A 19,532-nucleotide genomic window follows, 5' to 3' on the forward strand; every position below is an offset into this window, starting at 1 on the left:
AAAACAGCCGATAAGTATTTGAAATACAGATGTAAAAGAAACAATACTATAACTTTACACTAGTTCTATCTACGAACTTTTAATCTATACTAGCCGGATAACATCACCGGCTTTAAATCAGTTTAGCGACTTTATGAACTTAAAGAAAAATAAAAGACAGCTTGTCTGGGGTTTAAATCTGCTTGCATCAATGATGTATGGCAGCTTTGCTCATGCGCAGAGCATCAGCTTTCAGGACGCTGAACGTCAGTTGTTGCAAAATTCTTATAGCAGCCAAGCCTATCAAAGTCTGGAACAGGCCTCAAAACTTGAAGCTGAAGCGGTGAAAGGTATAGGTCTGCCACGAATCGATCTGAATGTTCGTGCGTATGCCTTTCATAATGAACTCGATCTACCTTTGGGCGCATTAAAAAATAATTTAGAGCAATCCTTAACGGATGGTGTCAATAATAGAATTGATGAACTGAACTTAGGTGATCTGGCTGACCCGTTAAAAAATAGTTTAAGACAACCTATTCAAAATGGGGTGGGCTTAATTCCTGATAGTTCGCATGTCGTGCTGGATGACCAGGTGATTCGTCCGACGATTTCAGTCATGATGCCGCTTTATACCGGTGGACTGACAAGCAGCGCCAAAGAAATCGCCAATATTCAGGTCGGTCGTAGTCAGCTCAGCAACAAACAGCAGCAAGACACGCAGCGTTTTGAACTGATTCAAAGTTATTTTAATGTACAGCTTCAAAAGCAACTACATGCAGCAGCACTATTTAACCTGAATGCCATGCAACAGCATTATCGCAATGCCTTAAAGATGGAACAGCAAGGTTTTATCAGTAAAGGCCAGCGCATGCAATTTGAAGTGGCACGTAATAATGCCGAACGCAGCCAGCAAAACACGCAAGCCAATTTGAATGCTGCCCTTTTCCATCTGAATAATCTGCTTCAAGAAAGTAGCATCACTGAGCTTTCAACGCCTTTATTTGTCAATAAAACCGAGCCACAGGCCTTAAATCATCTGCTGAAAACCTTTAGTCAGAACTCTGCGCTGATTCAAAAAATGCAGCTGGATACCCAATTGGCTCAAGCCAATGTCAAAGCCCAGCAAGCGGCAAAAAAACCGAATGTTTTTGCTTTTGGTGAATATAGTCTGGATCAAAATGAAAACTGGATTGTCGGGGTGGCTGCCCGTTATAACTTATTTTCCGGAATTGATAAAAATAAAAATATTCAGGCTGCCGAACTCAAACGCTCTGCTACAGAACTGCTTACTGCACGCACCCAGCAGGAAATTGAAAATCTGATTTATAAATCTTATAGCGAAGCACTCAGTGCACAGCAAAGTGATGCGCTTCTGGCACAAAACTTGAAAGCCGCACAGGAAAATTTACGCATCCAAGAATTGTCTTTTAAAGAAGATATGGGCACCGCCACACAGGTCATCGATGCACAAAATATGCTGAGCGGATTACGAGCTGAAACTGCCTTGAATGCCTACAAATATGTGATGTCACTGGCCACCCTATTACAAAGCCATGGCTCGATTGCAGAATTTCCGAACTACATCCAACATACCAACACCCACTATATTCGCTAATGGAGCCGAACATGAACGAAGATCAAAAACCCAATGATCCTGTGAATGAAGCGGCTTCATCCAGCGATATAGAAAAATCTCCTGCGCAACAGGTAGAAACAAGAACTGGAATAGAAAATAATGCGGCGACTTCGACCGAGCATGAACAAGCTCCTGAAATCTCCAAAAAGAAAAAATATTTATTGCTTGCCCTGATTCCAGTTCTGCTGGTAGTCATCGCTTTTGGATTGTGGAAAAGCTACCAACCGGCTCCGCTGGAATTGCAGGGTCGTGTAGAAGCTGAAACGGTTCAGGTGGCGACCAAAGTGCCGAGCCGCATTGAAGAAATTTATGTAGAAGAAGGTCAGCGGGTCAAAAAAGGCGATGTACTGGTGCGCTTAAACAGCCCGGAAATTCAGGCCAAAAAACAGCAAGCCGCAGCGGCTTTACAATCTGCGCTAGCCTTACAATCGACTGCTGAACGTGGTTCGCAGGAAGAAAATATCGCCAGTCTGTATGCCAACTGGCAATCGCTGAAAGCACAGCAAAATTTAGCCAAAGTTTCTTATGAGCGTGGTGCAAATTTATTGAAGGAAGGTGTGATTTCACGCCAGCGCCGTGATGAATTGTATGCAGCCAGTCAATCAGCGGCGCAAATGACAGAGGCGGCGTATCAGCAATATGCACGTGCCAAACGTGGCAGCACTTCGCAGCAAAAGAGTTCCGCCGATGCACAGGTAGATATTGCCCAGGCTGCGCTGGATGAAGCCAATGCTTTAGAAGCAGAAACCCAATTAGTAGCACCTGTAAACGGAACGGTGTCTAAAACCTATGGCAAAGTCTCGGAGCTGGTAGCTACCGCAGTCCCTGTGGTCAGCCTGATTGAAGATCAAATGTGGGTGAGCCTGAATATTCGTGAAGACCAATATGCCCCGTTTCAGAAAATGAGCAGTATTGAAGGTTATATTCCCGCCCTAGATAAAACCGCCACTTTTAAAATCAAGCAGATCAGTGCTGAAGGTGAATTTGCCACCATTAAGACCACACGCCAAACCGGCGGTTATGATGTGAGAAGTTTTAAGCTGCATCTTGTGCCCACACCAGCGATTCCTGAACTGAAAGTTGGGATGAGCGTGTTATTTAAACTGAAAGAGACCCGATAATGTGGACGGGTATATGGCGCGAACTGCGCTATCTGCTCCGCGAAAAATGGGATCTGTGTCTGGTCACGCTCGCACCTGCACTGGTGATTATTTTATTCAGCAGCATGTTTGCTCAAGGGAAACCGGATCATTTACCGATTGCGATTATTGATCAAGACCAGAGTGCGCTGAGTCAAAGCATTTATCAGCATGTGGCGCTGAATCATACTCTTAAAATTGCTACGGTGTCGGAACAAACAGCTGAAATTGAGCGCCTGTTAAATCAAAATAAAATTTGGGGTTATATCCATATTCCCAGCGGTGCCGAGCAACGTCTGGTTCGTGCCCGGGATGCTGACATCAGTATTGCCTTTAACCAGAGTTATTTCAGTATCGGAAATACCATTTCCTCTGCCATGCTGGTCAGTACCCTGCAAGCACTGGCTGAATTTAGCGGACAGCAATATCTGGGCAACCGGCTGCCTTCTCTCGAAGCACCGTCACCGCATATCAAAATATCGCCGCTGTATAATCCGCAGCTGAATTATGAATTCTATCTGGAACTCTATGTCATTCCGGCAATTCTGCATTTACTGCTGTGTTGTTGTGTGGCATTTTCCGTCGGTCAGGAACTGAAGCGGCAGACCTTAACAAGCTGGATTAGCAACTCATCCATCTGGATGGCATTACTGTCTAAGAACCTGGTCTATGTGGCTATTTTTAGTCTATGGACCTGGATCTGGATGTTCTGGCTGATTGAAATTCGCGGCTGGTTTGTTGCCGGCTCGCTCGCTCTGATTCTATCGGCACAATTTCTGCTATATAACGCTTATGCATTTTTAAGCAGTGCAGTGGTTCTGGCAACCAAAGATTTAAGTAAATCTTTTGGCATCATTGCGGTCTATGGTGGCTCATCTTTAAGTTTTGCCGGTGTGACTTTACCTTTAAATAATGCGCCCCTATTCACCCAGTTTTGGTCCAATATTATTCCGTTCACGCCCTATGCCAAATTACAAACTGAACAATGGGTGATTGGTAGTCCATTGCATATTTCACTGCAAGCTGGATTAATGCTGCTGATCTATGCCCTAGTCTACGCTCTGCTGGCTTATCTGTTTCTTAAAAAAATCGCCAAAGGAGCAACACCATGAAATCCCTTTGGTTTTACTATCTACAAAGCTTTAAAGATATCGTCAGTCACAGCACGATCTTTACCACGCTGATTCTATCCGTCTTGTTTTACAGCTTTTTTTATCCAACCGCTTATCAGGCACAGCAAGCTGAAGCCTTACCGATTATTATTGTCGATGAAGAACAAAGTAGCTTAAGTACCCGCATTATTGGTCAGGTGGCACAAAGCCCCAATGTCGAAATTCAGGCGATTACCGGAAATTTTGCCGAAGCCAAACAATGGATGGAATCTCAAAAAGCCGATGGTATCTTGTTACTACCGGACAATTTATCGCAAAGCTTAAGGCATGGTGAAACAGGCGGAATTGGACTGTATTTAAGCACGGCCAACTTTTTAGTGACCAAACAAATTGGTCTGGGCTTAGCCACATCGGTTGAGCAAACTTTAGCAGACTATACTGAACGCTTTGGTGAGGTCTCGGATTTTTCACCTGCTCTTTCTGTACATCAAATTCCTTTATTTAATCCACTGTCCGGCTATGGCAGTTATGTCTTTCCTGCGGTTGCACCTTTAATTATCCACCAAACCATTCTTTTGGGTTTGAGTATGCTGATTTTAGTATATCGGGAAAGAAAAATAGAATTGAATGCAAATGCATTGATTGGGATGTGTTTAGCGGTATTTACTATTGGCTGTCTAGGATGTTTCTATTTATTCGGTTTTAGCTTCTGGCTATTTGATTATCCGCGCGGTGGCAACCTGCTCGGGATGCTGCTGGCTGTTCCAGTTTTTATCTACACGATAATTGGCATGACCTGCCTATTTGCCAGTTTTCTGGATCTGCCAGAACGTGCGGGTCATGTCATTGTATTCACTTCCATTCCACTGTTCTTTTTATCTGGTGCGGCCTGGCCGCATGCTGCAATGCCTATCTGGATGCAAGTCGTTGGCGAAATCCTGCCTTCCACCCAAATTGTGCAGATGTTTATTCAACTCAATCAGATGGGTGTACCTACCGCACTGGTCTTGCCTAAACTGCTCTATCTTGGAATGATCGGCAGCTTGTGTTTTTTCTTGGCTTATCGACGTTTAATTCCCAATCATCAAAGTAGATAGAGCATTATAGCAATGCCCTTATTCCACTTATTTATTCGACTCGCCAAAGACCTGAATATTGAAATTACGAATCTTGTTGCTACCATTCGGCTTATCAAAACTCACATCATACTGAACCAGATTCTCCGGATAGGCAATTTCATAACTGACCTTATATTGTCCAGGCTGATTGGTTGCTTCTTCAATCTCTTTGGTCATTAAAGTCTTAGACTTGTATTCACCTTGAGGAATTGAACGTGAAAAGTGTTTCATCAGCTTTTCATTATCCTTAAACTGGGTTTGCAACTGCGGTTCTAACTGATCCAGAAATTCCTCATATTTCCCGTCACGCAAATCCTCATAAGCCAGCTGTGCCGCCTTTTCCTGTTCAGGACTCGGATTCGGAATATTGTCCATTGAATTACAGCCAGTCAATGCAACCGCTGCTGCCAACAACATTAATTTAGTTTTCATCGCTTACCCTTATGCAGTCAAGGTTTATAAAAAAGGACGCCGAAGCGCCCTTTTTATCAGTAAAAAACTTATTCTTCTACTGAATTTTCACCATCTTTTGCAACTTGCTCAGTTTCAGCTGCTACATCTGTTTCTGCTACTAAAGATTCTGCACCTTCAATCGCTTCAACAAACTCATCTTCTTCAACCGCTTCAATTGAAACCACACCAACCAGCAATTCCTCATTACCTAAGCGGATCAGACGAACACCCTGTGCATTACGACCGGTTTGCGCCACTTCAGATGCACGGGTACGAACCAGCGTACCACCATCAGAAATCAGCATCAGTTCTTTAGACGCATCGATGGCAACAGCGCCCACCAATTGACCATTACGTTCAGAGGTTTTGATCGCAATCACGCCCTTACCGCCACGTTTCTTGGTTGGGAAGTCGTCTACTGGAGTACGTTTACCATAACCGTTTTCAGATGCACACAGTACTTCGCCAGTTTCAGGTACAACAACCAGTGATACGATTCGGCTAATCAATGCTGAATCTGAACCATCTTCGTCATCAGACTCGATCTCAGTTTCGTCATTTTCTTCTAGCTGTGCAGCTGCACCAATGGTCACGCGCATACCACGTACACCTTTGGCAGAACGGCCCATTGAACGCACATCAGTCTCTGCGAAGCGAATGGCTTTACCTTCGTTCGAGAATAACATGATTTGCTGTTCGCCGTCGGTAATCGCTACACCAATGAGGGTATCGTCGCCATTCAGCTCAATCGCACGTAAACCGTTTGAACGAACATTCGAGAACTGTTCAAGCTCTACACGTTTAATCGTACCGTATTCAGTCGCCATAAACACATAGAAGTTTTTACGTACCGCTTCAGCCTGCTGAGCAAAGCCATTGATGATGTCATCATCAAGATCTGTTGCAGAAAGCTCCAAGCCCAACTGTTTCAATTGAATACGCAATGCATCAGAAATATCATCCGCACCATCTTCAGATTCTGTCAGCGCTGCTTCAAGCTCAGCAAAATGAGCATTGATCACTTCATTGGCTTGCAACTGCGCTGCATTGGCTTTTACAAATGCCTTGAAGTCAGCCAGACGCTCTTTAAATTTCTTCGGCGCGTCAATCACCGGCAAGATCGCAGTAATGGTCTCATTTTCATCCAGTGGCAGCAAGTTCACCATTGGGCGACCTTTGGCACCACGTGATGCTTGTGGTACTTCATACACTTTTAGACGATAGACCTTACCAACATTGGTAAAGCAAAGTACCGTCGCATGACTTGACGTCACAATCAGATGTTGAATGTAATCATCTTCTTTCATGCTGGTCGCAGACTTACCACGGCCACCACGACGCTGTGCAGCGTAGTCAGACAATGGTTGAGTTTTCGCATAACCTGATTTCGATACCGTCAGAACCATTTGCTCTTCAGGAATCAGATCTTCACGAGAGAAATCGATACGTGACTCGACAATCGACGTTTTACGTGCATCGCCATATTGCTGAAGGATCAGTGCAAGCTCTTCACGAATCACGTTCATCAACAGATTAAAGTCATTTAAAATGGCAGTTAATTCAGCAATTTGTGACAGAATTTCACTATATTCCGCATGTAACTTGTCTTGTTCCAGACCAGTTAAACGATGCAAGCGAAGTTCCATAATTGCATTCACCTGGGTTGGTGACAGACGATAAATCTCGCCTTCCAAACCAAACGGGCGACTTGGGTCTTCACCTTCAATCTCATCCGGACGCACAGAAACTGAACCGGCTTTTTCCAGCAAGGCCAAAACACCGCCACCTGCCCACTCACCTGCCTGCAAACGCTCACGCGCTTCAGCCGGATTCGCAGAACTCTTGATAGTTTCGATGATGGCATCAATATTCGCCAAGGCAACGGTTAAACCTTCCAAGATATGACCACGTTCACGCGCTTTGCGTAATTCGAACATGGTACGACGGGTTACCACTTCCTGACGGTGACGGATAAACGCTGCAATAATGTCTTTCAGGTTCATCAATTTTGGTTGGCCATTGTCCAGGCAAACCATATTGATGCTGAAAGAGTTTTCAAGTTGTGTGTTCTGGAACAGGTTGTTCACGATCACTTCGGCGTTTTCACCGCGCTTCAGGTCAATCGCGATACGCATACCGTCTTTGTCAGACTCGTCACGAAGCTCTGAAATGCCTTCGAGTTTTTTCTCTTTGACCAGTTCAGCAATACGCTCAATGGTTTTTGCTTTATTGACCTGATATGGAATTTCAGTGAAGACAATCGTGGTACGGCCATTCTTCGGATCTTCTTCGAAATGGTATTTACCACGGATATGCAAACGGCCCTTACCAGTACGGTACGCATCGACGATACCTGATTTACCGTAAATGATGCCACCTGTCGGGAAATCCGGACCAGAAATATGTTCCATCAATCCTTCGATGCTGATCTGAGGATCATTAGCATAGGCCAGACACGCATTCACCACTTCAGTCATGTTATGCGGCGCCATATTGGTCGCCATACCGACTGCAATACCGGTGACACCATTAATCAACAAGTTCGGAACACGGGTTGGCATGACCTGAGGAATACGCTCAGAGCCATCGTAGTTGTCTTCCCACTCGACGGTATCTTTTTCAAGATCCGCTAACAGTTCGTGGGTCAGTTTACGCATACGTACTTCGGTATAACGCATTGCTGCTGCGCTGTCGCCATCGACCGAACCGAAGTTACCTTGACCATCAACCAATTGGTAACGCAAGCTGAAATCTTGCGCCATACGTACAATGGTTTCGTATACGGCAGAATCACCATGCGGGTGATATTTACCGATCACGTCACCGACTACACGTGCAGACTTTTTATAAGCTTTGTTATAGTCATTGCCTAATTCGTGCATTGCGAAAAGCACACGACGATGAACAGGTTTTAAACCATCTCGTACATCGGGCAATGCACGTGACACAATCACGCTCATCGCATAATCGAGATATGAGCTTTTAAGTTCATCCTCAATGGCAATCGGTCTAATTTCCGATACGCTCATGCATACTCCTTATTCTACAAGCCAATTTTGGCTTGTATTTATATGTCGTAAAACTAGCAAAATCATTAACTCAAACGACTGAGTTAAAAACTAAAATACAGCCCTAAATTATAGCATAAACACTTGTATTTTTGTGTCGAAATATTCAGCTTAACCTTGTTAATTATCTTCATTTTAGTGATCATTTTCTTGTTATTTCAAAACAGAAAATCAGTGCATCCAGACAGGATTTTTCAATACTCAAAATTTTGAGAAATACAGGAGTACAAAAACAAAATGCGCCAATCAACTGGCGCATCTTCATCGTTTTTTCTATATTTTTATTGTGCCTGGTTCAGTACTTTACGATAGCTCAGCACAGCCACAATCAATAAAACTGGCAATAACATCTCCACCCCTTCCTCAATGGTCATAATCATGATTTGAGTATGCGGCACCAACTGGATGCCGAATTCATCTTTCAGGGTTGAGGTCGTGCGATCCAGCACCTTGCTTAGTCCGCCACAGGCAATGGTGAGGAAGATAAAAAAATGTGCAATATTCAAAGAATCTTTCATGCTTCGTATGGTTTGAACCAATTTTTTCGCCAATACCAGAAAGACAAAAATAATCCCAAGCAATAAAATAAATCCGAGCAGCTTATCCATGAGCGGAATTTCAGCACTGCGATAGAAATTAGTTTTGATAAAACTCATTTCAAACACCTGCTTATGAAAATCCATTTCCCGTAATCCCAACAATGTCGCTGCTATAGCCGTAAAGACTCGGGTATTGAGTTTGATTTCAACATTAAGCAAACACAGCACTGCCAGCAAGTACCATAACCATGGGCTCATGACTTCAAAAGCGCCTGATTCACTAAATAAATACTGAGTTACCGAAGCTGGTGCATTCAGGGCAGTATGAATACAAATACCCAGATAAAGCGCAATCAGCAGAAAACTAATGAACAGGATATGGGCGGCTTTGGAAAAGGACATGATTAAAAACAGGAGAAAAAGCAAACCGGGATTTTATCACTTTTCATGCAAATGAAATACTCTAGTTTCGACTGTCGAGTATTTTTAAAATTTTTGCATAAAAAAACGCCCTTGGACAAAACAGTAAAGCATTGCTTTCACTGCCTGCGCAAGAGCGTCTTTTAAACTGTGTTCAGGAATTAGATTTTAGAAACCAATTCAGGAATAACAGTGTTCAGGTCACCGACTAACCAGTAGTCAGCGACTGCATTGATTGGCGCTTCTTCATCTTTGTTGATCGCAACGATCACTTTAGATTCTTTCATACCTGCCAAATGCTGAATCGCACCAGAGATACCTACAGCGATATACAGATCAGGTGCAACGATTTTACCAGTTTGACCGACTTGCATATCGTTTGGTACGAAGCCAGCATCTACCGCAGCACGTGATGCACCTTGAGCAGCACCAAGCTTGTCAGCCAATGGATCAAGGATCTTGTGATAATTCTCACCAGAACCTACACCGCGACCACCAGAAACCACAATACGCGCAGCTGTCAGTTCAGGACGTTCAGATTTTACGATTTCTTCATTGATAAACTTAGAAATACCCGCATCACCCGTAGACGCAGCAGCTTCAACAGCAGCAGAACCGCCCTCAGCAGCTACAGCATCAAATGCCGTACCACGAACAGTCGCCAATACGATGTTTTCGCCTGATTCTACAGTCGCAATTGCGTTACCTGCATAGATCGGACGTTTGAAAGTCTTAGGACCATCTACCGCGATGATGTCAGTAATCATGCTTACGTCAAGAAGCGCAGCTGCACGTGGTAAAATGTTTTTACCAGTTGTTGTAGAAGCAGCAAGGATATGTGTATAGCCTTTACCTAATTCAGCAACAAGTTTAGCCACGTTTTCAGCCAATTGGTTTGCATAGGCAGCGTCATCAGCAAGTAATACTTTGCTTACGCCCGCAACTTTAGCCGCCTGGTCAGCAACTGCCTGAGCGCCAGAACCAGCAACCAATACAGTGATATCACCACCGATTTTTTGCGCCGCAGCAACAACGTTTAAAGTAGCAGCGTTTAATGCTTTGTTGTCGTGCTCAGCGATAACTAAAATACTCATGATTTTTATCCTTCTGTATTAGATCACTTTCGCTTCGTTTTTCAATTTTTCTACAAGCTCGTCTACAGACTTCACTTGTACGCCAGCTTTACGCTCTGCAGGTGATTCAACTTTCACTGTCTTCAGTTTAGTTGCAGGGTTTACACCGAAATCTGCAGGTGACTTGGTATCAAGCGGTTTTTTACGCGCTTTCATGATGTTTGGAAGTGCCGCATAACGTGGCTCGTTCAAACGCAAGTCAGTAGTAATGATTGCTGGAAGTGTCAACTCAACAGTTTGTAAACCGCCGTCTACTTCACGTGTTACTTGTACTTTGTCGCCATCTACTTTCACTTCAGAAGCGAATGTACCTTGACCTGCACCCATTAGAGCACCAAGCATCTGACCAACCTGATTCGAATCATCATCAATTGCTTGCTTACCCAGAAGGATCAATTGTGGTTGTTCAGCGTCAACAACGCCTTTCAGAATTTTAGCGATTTCCAGCGCACCCAGTTGGCTGTCATCAGCTTCAACCAGAATACCGCGGTCAGCACCAAGCGCCATTGCAGAACGGATCTGTTCTTGGGCTTCTTTAGGACCAATAGAAACAACAATGATTTCTGAAACAGTTCCTTTTTCTTTTAAACGAACCGCTTCTTCCACTGCGATTTCACAGAATGGATTAATTGACATTTTAACGTTAGTTAAGTCAACACCACTGTTGTCCGGTTTAACACGAACTTTAACGTTGGCATCAACCACACGTTTTACAGCAACAAGAGCCTTCATGTAATCCTCGGCTGTTTTAGCAAATGTAAATGTTGAGAAAAGTTAGTGTAACTCTTCACTTAAATTTTTTTAGGTGCCCTATCTTGCAATGTGTACGGCATTTCGGTCAAGTCACAATTCAACAAAGAGGTGTAAAAATGCGTAATTTTCCCTGAACGATGCGTTCACAATTAATTGTTATCGTTTTATTACAATGAAATGTATCAATATTTACTTAAAATTTAACCATTGATTTATATTATTTTTTTATCTGATTAATCACATCAGAAGTTTTGATTGATCACATTTAATTTAAATTGATTTAAAGCAGCTTGCAGCAAAACAGCCGGGATATACGTATGTCAGCTTTTGTCATTTTGGACAGAATTCTTTTTGAGAGCGAATTAAACCTAATATAAAGACAAATTGACCAAATAATAAACCAGCGCATTGAATTCTACGCCGACAAAGTGAATATTTAATTTCAAATCTTCACAATTATAAAAAAAGCATACTGCGAACAGTATGCTTCTTTGCAATCCGATTAATTAATGATTAACCAGCTTGCGGCAAGTGCCAGTAAACCACCAGAAGTTCCATCTACCCATTTTTGTTTACGTTCATCCATTTGGGTTTTTTGGCTGATTTTGCTGAACAAAATACTTAAGCTACAATACACTACAAAAATCAGACTGATAAAAATAAAGGACAGGATCAAACCTTGGCTGACAGTATTGGCTGATTTATCAATAAACTGTGGCAAAATCGCAAAATAGATCAACATGCCTTTCGGATTTAACAGCGAAGTAAAAAAACCTTTTTTTATCGGATTGGCTGAGGTCTTTTTCTCAATGTTTAACGCATTTTTACTGAATACCGATTTGAGTAAACCAAAGGCCAGATACAGCAGATAAGCAATCCCAAGCCAGCGAATCGTTTCAAACAGCACCGGAAAAGAAACAATGATGGCGGCAATACCTAGCGCTACCAGGATCGAATGCACCAGATAACCGCAACACACTCCTACGGTTGCCATCATGCCTGCTTTTGCATCTTTACCCATCACTTGAGACAGGATAAACAACATATCGGGTCCAGGCGTAAAAATCAGGGGAAGCACGGTCAGTGCAAAGAGTACAAATACAGACATTTCCGTTTCCTTTCAAACTCCAGAAAGTGAAATAAGTATCTGCGATTTTTTACAAAATTGGCTTTCAATTTATTTTATAATACGTATTATTTTTCGAATATTATTCTAATTTATGAAAATATCCACCAAGTCTGTACGGGTAAAACTTGATCGAATTGATAAAAATATCATTCGACATTTACAGGCCAATGGCCGTATTCAGAATAATGATCTGGCACGTGAAATCGGACTTTCGCCTTCGTCCTGTTTACGCCGGGTGAAATTACTGGAAGATGCAGGCGTTATTCAGAATTACACGACTATTGTCGACCAACAAAAAATTGGTTTTCAGCTGATTTTATTTTCGCGCATCTGGCTGGTCGGTCAGGATGCCGAAACCATTGATACCTTTATTGAGGCGATGAAAGAATTGCCGCAAGTGATGGAGTGCTACATTATTTTGGGGGAAAGTGATGCGATGCTGAAAGTCGTGGTGCCTGATCTGGAAAGTTACCGGAAATTCCAGTCGACCCATTTGACCAAAAAAAATGGCATTACCAGTGTCAAAACGGATTTACCCAGCCAGATTATTAAACAGAGTTTCCAGCTGCCTTTAGAAGATTTATAGGCAAACTGATTTTAGACAACGACGCTATGTTCTTAATCTAAGATTTGCATAATCGTAGCTTGCTTAAACCATAACCTGTGCTGCAAGCGCATAGATTACAAGTTCTACTATAAGAAAAGGTTGCCTATAGAAGACAACCTTTTCCTCGTGAACAAAGCCAAACCACAGGACTGAATCTTATTATTATGCTGTGTGGATACTTCAGAATTTACTCAGTTTCTTGTGCTAAAAAATCACGATGTACATGGCTTAAATCTACCAGCTCATAGTCTGCCAATTCAAAAATTTGCCAAATTGCAATCGCATCTTCTTTTAAATCGACTGCCTGGGTCGCACGATTCGACAATTGCCATTGCAAATCAGAAATCCATAAATAGTATTGTCCAGTCGCCGCATTAAAGGCCTGAACTTTTCCATCGGCATTAATCCCTTGAATGATGGCGCCTTCAGGTAAGGTCGCTTCAAGATTGGGTAAGCTAATTTCCACAAAATGCTTGATTTGTCGCAGACCATAACCCGCAAACATTTCTTTTTGAGCTTCACTTAACTGTGCATATTTTTGCTCAATATCTGCAATTACCAGTGTGTCCATATCACCTCCCATCGGTCAAATACTGAGACACTGCTCAGCAATATTTCATTTTAAATATTAAATACTAGTTATTGTTATACCTGAAATGGCGCATTTAACGAATAAGACAATAGTGAAATGCTTACGCGAACGCCAATGTTCAGTTCAATTCCATTTTAAGGTTTATATATGAAAGTTTTGTGCCAAAAATACAATTTTCATGATTTTTATTCTTTAAAACTGGGCACATGATCAATCTTCTTTATGCTGCGCACGCGGATGGGCCTGATCATAAATCTGGGCCAGATGGTCAAAATCAACATGGGTATAAATTTGCGTGGTGGTTAAATTACTGTGTCCCAGCATTTCCTGCACGGCTCGTAAGTCCCGGCTATTCGATAACATGTGACTCGCAAAACAATGTCTTAACAAATGCGGATGTAAATCTACATTCACGCCTGCGCGCTGCGCCTGAAACTTGACCCGATTTTCAATTTGTCGTGCACCGAGCGGATTGCCTTTCTGGGTAATAAATACATTCGCCTCCGGTACAAAATCGCCATTCCATAAGGGATAGACTTGCAACCAAGCCATCACGCTGTCTTTGGCCTTGGAACCGAAAGGCACTATCCGGGTTTTATTGCCTTTACCAGTAATGCGTAATAACTGCCGGTTGAAATCAATATCTTTAATTCTCAGGCTTTGCAGTTCTGCCAGACGCAGCCCACTGGAATAAAGCAATTCTAACATCGCTTTGTCCCGGAGCCACATTTGCTGTTGTATTTCATTTTCAGGCGCAGGCTGATCAATAATTTGGTTGACGGTTTCAATATCTACCATGCCCGGCAAAGGACGCGATTGATGTTTTAACTGAAAATCATCCGCCGGATTAAAAGCCATATGCTGAGCCTGCTCGGCCCATTTCATAAACTGACGAATAGCCGAAAGCATACGTTGCAGGCTGCTAGGACTGAGCTGATGCTGTTCCACTTTTTCAGCCAGAAACTGGCGTAAATCGGTGGCTTCTACATCGTTTAAATTGAGCTGCTCACGCTGGCAAAACTCTAAAAAATCTGAGACATCACGTTCATAGGCTTGCAAGGTATGTTTGGACTGGTTTTGAATTTCACGTTCTTTCAGCCACATGTTAAGCAAGAGTTGAGGTGGGACAATCACTGCTTGCTCCATTTAGAGTTGCTCCAAATAATCTTGAATCAGCATTGCAACCTGATTTGCATGAGAATCGGCAAAGAAATGATCTCCACCTTGGATAATATGCAATTTTGCATTTTTAAAAATTCCTGCCAAGTATTGTCCAAGCTGAACAGTACTTAAAGGATCATGATCGCCCCAGATCAGTAAGATCGGAATGTCAAGACTTTCAAGCTGAATGCGGCTAAATTCAGTTTGGTCTTGTACAAACCAGTCCGGTGCTGTTTTAAAATGTTCATGATAATCTGTTCGCCAGTCTGCACAATGAAATGATTGCAAATTCAGGCCACCAGATGTCGCCAACAATACCAGTCCTTTGACTTTCTGTGGATGCTTAAGTACCAACCCAACGGCCAATACACCACCCATAGACTGGGCAATCAGAATGGAATCATCCTCTATCTGCTTTTCCACGAATTCTTGCAAATCATGCAGATTTTGAATGGCCAAATTTGGTGCTACGCCATCAAAGCTTGGATAGGCAATGACTTGCTGATCTGGATATTCGGTTAATGCTGCCTTTAATGGCTGCCAAAAGTGCTGGCTTCCTGAAGCACCCGGCAGGAACACAAGCTTATTCATCTCGGTCAAATTCTACGGTTTTTCCCATCCTAGCATAAAAAAAGCACCATCGAAGACAGTGCTTTTTTCTCAAGCGGAACCAAGCTTAACCCTGGAAATAACGTAAATCCAGACGTCCTTCATATACGGTCGCCGTTGGTCCGGTCATCCAGACCACATCACCTTCTTTCCATTCAATTTGCAGCTTGCCGCCTGCCAGTTCAACTTCGACTTTACTCGACAGCAGACCACGACGCATACCTGAAATTGCGGCAGCACAGGCACCTGTACCACAAGCTAAGGTCTCGCCTACACCACGCTCGTACACACGTAAACGTGCATGTTTTTCATCAATAATCTGCATAAAGCCAGCATTGACTCGTGCCGGGAAGCGCGCATGTGATTCAACTTGTGGACCAATACGTGCGACATCAGCAGCGATCACATCCGGTACAATTGTCACCGCATGTGGATTCCCCATATTGACCACATCAATGGTCAGCTTTTCACCGCCAGCAAGATCGATGTCATACAGGCTCTCCGGCGCATCAGCTACAAATGGAATTTCCTGAGGCAAAAATTTTGGATAACCCATATTGACCCGTACCCAACCATTCGCACCCAATTCCGGCTCTACAATACCAGATTTGGTTTGTACCTTGATTTTGGTTTTGGTCGTGAGCTGACGATCATGTACAAATTTGGCAAAACAGCGCACGCCATTGCCACATTGTTCCACTTCTGAACCATTGGCATTAAAAATCCGATATTTAAAGTCTGCACTTAGGACATCGGGTGGCTCAACCACCAAGAGTTGATCAAAACCAATGCCGAAGTTACGATTGGCCAAACGCTGAATGGTCAAAGTGTCTAAATAAGCACGCTGGCTGATCAGGTCAACCACCATAAAGTCATTGCCCAGACCATGCATCTTGGTAAATTCTAATAACATCCTGATTTATCCTTAAGGCAATAAACGCTCACGTTCCCAGAGTGATTCAATCGTTTCACGTTCACGAATCAAATGCGCCTGATCAGCATCGACCATTACTTCAGCAGCACGGCCACGGCTGTTATAATTTGAACTCATCACAAAACCGTATGCACCTGCGCCCAGCACAGCCAGCACATCATTTTCCTTGATCGCAAGCTCACGCTCTTTACCCAGAAAATCACCAGTTTCACAAATTGCACCCACCACATCCCATTCTTTCATTTCGACATCGGTACGAGGTGTAACAGATTGAATATCCATCCATGCTTCATATAACGCAGGGCGAATCAGGTCATTCATCGCTGCATCAATGATTGCGAAATTACGGTGATTGGTTGGCTTGAGCAGATCCACTTTAGTCAGCAGCACACCTGCATTGGCAGAAATACTACGTCCCGGTTCCATATACACTTTCAAGCCCAATTTTTCTAAAGCTGGACGCAGCGCATTGGCATATTCTTCAACCGACGGCGGGGATTCATCTTTATACGTCACACCCAGACCACCACCGATATCGATGTGTTTGAGGTGAATGCCCAGCTCTTTTAACTGGTCAATCATCACAATGACACGATCCAGTGCATCCACAAATGGCTGGGTTTCAGTCAGCTGTGAACCGATATGGCAGTCAATCCCGACCACATCCAGATTTGGCAATGACGCTGCATATTGATAAGTTTCAAACACGCTATCCGATGGAATACCGAATTTATTTTCTTTTAAGCCGGTTGAAATATAAGGATGGGTTTTGGCATCGACATCCGGATTCACACGCAAGGAAATCGGCGCTTTGACATTCAATTCAGCCGCAACTTTCTGGATACGATCCAGCTCGGCATACGATTCGACGTTAAAGCAGGCAATCCCGACTTCTAAAGCTTTTTTGATATCCGCTTCAGTTTTACCCAGACCGGAAAATACAATTTTCGATGCATCACCACCGGCTTTCAGCACACGCGCCAATTCACCACCGGTCACAATATCAAAACCGGCACCCTGTTTGGCCAATACATTCAATACCGCAAGATTAGAGTTGGACTTTACCGCAAAACAGATTTGATGGTGGATAAAATCAAAAGCACGATCCATATCTAAAAAATGCTTTTCCAAAGTGGCTTTAGAATAAACATAGAGTGGTGTGCCGAATTGCTCCGCGAGCTGTTGTAATGAACATTGCTCAGCGTGCAATACCCCATTAATGCGGGTGAAACTCATAGAAGGTATCCTTTCTGTGAAAGCGTTATGGTGTGGTTTTAACGTCTGAATCGGTAGGTGCAGCAAACTGTTGTTGCACAGGTGCCTCGCGTTCTTCATCGGACGCTTTAGGCTCAGTTTCAGTATTTTTGTATAACAGATACTTGGCACGCTTGTCGTAATTCGGATCATTCGGCAAGTGCAAAGCACCTGACTGTCCACAACCTGCAAGAGCAAGACCTGTCGCTAAGATACTGATGTAGCAAATGACTTGGCGCATCTGACCACCTAATGTAATAGTTTCGATGAAGTATAACGCGATCATTCGGCATGACCCAAGCGTTAAACGCTAGAGAGTATCTTTAGACAAAAAAAAACGCCAGCAGATCGCTGACGTTTTTATTGATAAGGTTTATTTATGTTTCTGTTTATAGAAACCAAAATATCCAATGATTAGCAGGACAAACCAGATCGGACTGATCATCAGTGCCTGGCGAGTATCCTCTTCCAGCGCCAAGACCACGATCATGCTCAGGAAGAAGATAATCACGATCCAACAGGTCACTAATCCACCTGGCAGCTTAAAGGTCGATTTAGCATGCAACTCTGGACGTGTTTTGTAATACACAATATAGCTCCAGATAATGATGATCCAGACACAAATAAACAGAATCGTGGATAAAGTCGTGGCCAAGGTAAAGGCCCGAACGGTATCCGGAACAAAATACTGAAGTGCTGCACCCAGCAACAAACACACCGCAGAAAAATACAGGGCATTTGCAGGCACTGCGCGACGATTCAAGCGACCAAAAGCAACCGGTGCCTGCTCTTCACGCGACAGGCCAAACAGCATACGACTGGTTGAGAATACGCCACTGTTCATCGATGACATCACCGAGGACAATACCACCAGGTTCATGATAATCGCAGCCGCTGCAATGCCAGCCTGACTGAACAGGTTTACAAAGGGCGAAACATTCGGGTCAATCTGGTTCCATGGAGTTACTGACATCACAATGAGCAGTGCCAATACATAGAAAATAATGATACGGATCGGAATAGAGTTCACCGCTTTTGGCAGGTTCTTTTCCGGATCTTTGGTTTCAGCCGCGGTAGTCCCCACCAGTTCCACCCCCACAAAGGCAAAGATGGCAATCTGGAAACCGGCCAGGAAGCCCATGGCACCCGTTGGGAACAAACCGCCATGCTCCCAGATATGACTAAAGGATGCGATCGTACCAACATCATTGGTAAAGCCAGTAAACACCATCCACAGACCAACAGCAATCAGCACCACAATGGCGATAATTTTGACCAGGGCAAACCAGAATTCCATTTCACCAAACAGTTTTACCGTGACCAGATTCAGCCCCATGATAAACACAATCGCGGCAACACTGATCATGACGCCTTCTTCAGGGCTAAAGGGCAAGCCATTATTGAAGAATTGCAGATAGTAAATAATGGCTGACAGATCTGCGATCCCGATGGTGATCCAGCACAGCCAGTAGGTCCAGCCGACAAAGTATCCGGCCCAAGGCCCGATCAGATCCGTGGCAAAATCAATAAATGATTTATATTGTAAATTGGAGAGCAACAACTCACCCAATGCACGCATCACCAGAAAGACCATAAAACCGATGATCATATAGATCACCAGAATCGAAGGACCTGCGAGACTGATGGTTTTACCCGAACCCATAAACAGGCCGGTTCCGATGGCGCCCCCAATGGCAATTAACTGTAGGTGCCGATTGGACAAACTCCGCTTTAATTCACCGTGCTCTGCCGACGAATTGTTATATTTTTCTGACATTATTAATTACAACTTTGAGTTTTACTCGCGACAAATTAACGTAAAAAATGCTGAATACAAAAATAAAATTTGCATCATTTGTATTTCCTGATTAATTGAAGAAGTTAATTTATTTTTCT

At 43.4% G+C, this 19,532-nt stretch carries 18 protein-coding genes; 5 read left to right on the forward strand and 13 right to left on the reverse strand.

The window, feature by feature from the left end; translation table 11 throughout:
* Nucleotides 1–133 precede the first annotated feature (133 nt).
* Genes MWG72_RS06205 through MWG72_RS06220 form a run of 4 tightly spaced genes read left to right on the forward strand, consistent with a single transcriptional unit; the run spans nt 134 to nt 4,963 of the window.
* The gene (locus MWG72_RS06205; protein WP_213687517.1) at nt 134–1,594 is read left to right on the forward strand and encodes a TolC family protein; all 1,461 of its coding nucleotides are present in this window, start codon (nt 134–136) and stop codon (nt 1,592–1,594) included.
* A gap of 11 nt (nt 1,595–1,605) precedes the next feature.
* Nucleotides 1,606–2,736 carry an HlyD family secretion protein gene (locus tag MWG72_RS06210; RefSeq protein ID WP_247143465.1) on the forward strand — a complete coding sequence of 377 codons (1,131 nt, stop codon included), beginning with the start codon at nt 1,606–1,608 and terminating at the stop codon, nt 2,734–2,736.
* Nucleotides 2,736–3,866: an ABC transporter permease gene (locus MWG72_RS06215; protein WP_247143466.1), complete on the forward strand. Its 1,131-nt coding sequence runs from the start codon at nt 2,736–2,738 to the stop codon at nt 3,864–3,866. Before MWG72_RS06210 ends, MWG72_RS06215 begins: the two co-directional genes overlap by 1 nt.
* Entirely contained in the window at nt 3,863–4,963 is a 1,101-nt protein-coding gene (locus tag MWG72_RS06220) for an ABC transporter permease (protein ID WP_247143467.1), read from the forward strand. Before MWG72_RS06215 ends, MWG72_RS06220 begins: the two co-directional genes overlap by 4 nt.
* A 27-nt stretch (nt 4,964–4,990) precedes the next feature.
* Here the strand turns inward: MWG72_RS06220 and MWG72_RS06225 are convergent, their stop codons facing one another.
* From MWG72_RS06225 to MWG72_RS06250, 6 genes are all read right to left on the reverse strand, one after another.
* Nucleotides 4,991–5,416, reverse strand: coding sequence for a DUF3887 domain-containing protein (locus MWG72_RS06225; protein WP_247143468.1), 426 nt, complete (start codon nt 5,414–5,416; stop codon nt 4,991–4,993).
* 68 nt (nt 5,417–5,484) lie between these two features.
* Nucleotides 5,485–8,466, reverse strand: coding sequence for a DNA gyrase subunit A (gene gyrA, locus MWG72_RS06230; protein WP_247143469.1), 2,982 nt, complete (start codon nt 8,464–8,466; stop codon nt 5,485–5,487).
* Between the two features lie 320 nt (nt 8,467–8,786).
* Nucleotides 8,787–9,446: a hypothetical protein gene (locus tag MWG72_RS06235; RefSeq protein ID WP_195725745.1), complete on the reverse strand. Its 660-nt coding sequence runs from the start codon at nt 9,444–9,446 to the stop codon at nt 8,787–8,789.
* Between the two features lie 179 nt (nt 9,447–9,625).
* Entirely contained in the window at nt 9,626–10,558 is a 933-nt protein-coding gene (locus MWG72_RS06240) for an FAD-binding protein (protein WP_004280494.1), read from the reverse strand.
* A gap of 18 nt (nt 10,559–10,576) precedes the next feature.
* The gene (locus tag MWG72_RS06245) at nt 10,577–11,329 is read right to left on the reverse strand and encodes an electron transfer flavoprotein subunit beta/FixA family protein (protein WP_004731799.1); all 753 of its coding nucleotides are present in this window, start codon (nt 11,327–11,329) and stop codon (nt 10,577–10,579) included.
* Between the two features lie 523 nt (nt 11,330–11,852).
* Nucleotides 11,853–12,458: a LysE family translocator gene (locus tag MWG72_RS06250; RefSeq protein WP_247143470.1), complete on the reverse strand. Its 606-nt coding sequence runs from the start codon at nt 12,456–12,458 to the stop codon at nt 11,853–11,855.
* 112 nt (nt 12,459–12,570) lie between these two features.
* On the opposite strand from MWG72_RS06250, the gene MWG72_RS06255 reads away from it, so the two are divergent.
* Nucleotides 12,571–13,065, forward strand: coding sequence for an Lrp/AsnC family transcriptional regulator (locus MWG72_RS06255; RefSeq protein ID WP_004645712.1), 495 nt, complete (start codon nt 12,571–12,573; stop codon nt 13,063–13,065).
* A 208-nt stretch (nt 13,066–13,273) separates the two neighbouring features.
* Here the strand turns inward: MWG72_RS06255 and MWG72_RS06260 are convergent, their stop codons facing one another.
* From MWG72_RS06260 to MWG72_RS06290, 7 genes are all read right to left on the reverse strand, one after another.
* A complete protein-coding gene (locus MWG72_RS06260; RefSeq protein ID WP_164543195.1) occupies nt 13,274–13,657 on the reverse strand; it encodes a hypothetical protein in 384 nt (127 codons plus the stop codon).
* Nucleotides 13,658–13,888: 231 nt separating this feature from the next.
* On the reverse strand, nt 13,889–14,824 hold the full coding sequence (xerA, locus tag MWG72_RS06265) for a site-specific tyrosine recombinase/integron integrase (protein WP_247143471.1): 936 nt from the start codon (nt 14,822–14,824) through the stop codon (nt 13,889–13,891).
* Nucleotides 14,825–15,430 carry an alpha/beta fold hydrolase gene (locus tag MWG72_RS06270; protein ID WP_247143472.1) on the reverse strand — a complete coding sequence of 202 codons (606 nt, stop codon included), beginning with the start codon at nt 15,428–15,430 and terminating at the stop codon, nt 14,825–14,827. It abuts the gene before it with no gap.
* An 85-nt stretch (nt 15,431–15,515) separates the two neighbouring features.
* Nucleotides 15,516–16,361: a diaminopimelate epimerase gene (dapF, locus tag MWG72_RS06275; RefSeq protein WP_247143473.1), complete on the reverse strand. Its 846-nt coding sequence runs from the start codon at nt 16,359–16,361 to the stop codon at nt 15,516–15,518.
* Between the two features lie 12 nt (nt 16,362–16,373).
* Nucleotides 16,374–17,618: a diaminopimelate decarboxylase gene (gene lysA / locus MWG72_RS06280; protein ID WP_247143474.1), complete on the reverse strand. Its 1,245-nt coding sequence runs from the start codon at nt 17,616–17,618 to the stop codon at nt 16,374–16,376.
* A 25-nt stretch (nt 17,619–17,643) separates the two neighbouring features.
* A complete protein-coding gene (gene lptM / locus MWG72_RS06285; RefSeq protein ID WP_004645718.1) occupies nt 17,644–17,877 on the reverse strand; it encodes an LPS translocon maturation chaperone LptM in 234 nt (77 codons plus the stop codon).
* Nucleotides 17,878–18,009: 132 nt separating this feature from the next.
* Nucleotides 18,010–19,413 (reverse strand): amino acid permease, encoded by a 1,404-nt coding sequence (locus tag MWG72_RS06290; RefSeq protein ID WP_247143475.1) that lies wholly within the window; start codon nt 19,411–19,413, stop codon nt 18,010–18,012.
* Between the last annotated feature and the right edge of the window lie 119 nt (nt 19,414–19,532).

It is taken from the genome of Acinetobacter lwoffii, from assembly GCF_022967985.1.
In the GTDB taxonomy this organism is placed as follows: Bacteria; Pseudomonadota; Gammaproteobacteria; order Pseudomonadales; family Moraxellaceae; genus Acinetobacter.

What these genes read in the sequence shown, in the direction of transcription:
- MWG72_RS06205 (WP_213687517.1), top strand. Translation starts at nt 134, where the DNA reads ATGAACTTAAAGAAAAATAAAAGACAGCTTGTCTGGGGTTTAAATCTG.
- MWG72_RS06210 (WP_247143465.1), top strand. Translation starts at nt 1,606, where the DNA reads ATGAACGAAGATCAAAAACCCAATGATCCTGTGAATGAAGCGGCTTCA.
- MWG72_RS06215 (WP_247143466.1), top strand. Translation starts at nt 2,736, where the DNA reads ATGTGGACGGGTATATGGCGCGAACTGCGCTATCTGCTCCGCGAAAAA.
- MWG72_RS06220 (WP_247143467.1), top strand. Translation starts at nt 3,863, where the DNA reads ATGAAATCCCTTTGGTTTTACTATCTACAAAGCTTTAAAGATATCGTC.
- MWG72_RS06225 (WP_247143468.1), bottom strand. Translation starts at nt 5,416, where the DNA reads ATGAAAACTAAATTAATGTTGTTGGCAGCAGCGGTTGCATTGACTGGC.
- gyrA (WP_247143469.1), bottom strand. Translation starts at nt 8,466, where the DNA reads ATGAGCGTATCGGAAATTAGACCGATTGCCATTGAGGATGAACTTAAA.
- MWG72_RS06235 (WP_195725745.1), bottom strand. Translation starts at nt 9,446, where the DNA reads ATGTCCTTTTCCAAAGCCGCCCATATCCTGTTCATTAGTTTTCTGCTG.
- MWG72_RS06240 (WP_004280494.1), bottom strand. Translation starts at nt 10,558, where the DNA reads ATGAGTATTTTAGTTATCGCTGAGCACGACAACAAAGCATTAAACGCT.
- MWG72_RS06245 (WP_004731799.1), bottom strand. Translation starts at nt 11,329, where the DNA reads ATGAAGGCTCTTGTTGCTGTAAAACGTGTGGTTGATGCCAACGTTAAA.
- MWG72_RS06250 (WP_247143470.1), bottom strand. Translation starts at nt 12,458, where the DNA reads ATGTCTGTATTTGTACTCTTTGCACTGACCGTGCTTCCCCTGATTTTT.
- MWG72_RS06255 (WP_004645712.1), top strand. Translation starts at nt 12,571, where the DNA reads ATGAAAATATCCACCAAGTCTGTACGGGTAAAACTTGATCGAATTGAT.
- MWG72_RS06260 (WP_164543195.1), bottom strand. Translation starts at nt 13,657, where the DNA reads ATGGACACACTGGTAATTGCAGATATTGAGCAAAAATATGCACAGTTA.
- xerA (WP_247143471.1), bottom strand. Translation starts at nt 14,824, where the DNA reads ATGGAGCAAGCAGTGATTGTCCCACCTCAACTCTTGCTTAACATGTGG.
- MWG72_RS06270 (WP_247143472.1), bottom strand. Translation starts at nt 15,430, where the DNA reads ATGAATAAGCTTGTGTTCCTGCCGGGTGCTTCAGGAAGCCAGCACTTT.
- dapF (WP_247143473.1), bottom strand. Translation starts at nt 16,361, where the DNA reads ATGTTATTAGAATTTACCAAGATGCATGGTCTGGGCAATGACTTTATG.
- lysA (WP_247143474.1), bottom strand. Translation starts at nt 17,618, where the DNA reads ATGAGTTTCACCCGCATTAATGGGGTATTGCACGCTGAGCAATGTTCA.
- lptM (WP_004645718.1), bottom strand. Translation starts at nt 17,877, where the DNA reads ATGCGCCAAGTCATTTGCTACATCAGTATCTTAGCGACAGGTCTTGCT.
- MWG72_RS06290 (WP_247143475.1), bottom strand. Translation starts at nt 19,413, where the DNA reads ATGTCAGAAAAATATAACAATTCGTCGGCAGAGCACGGTGAATTAAAG.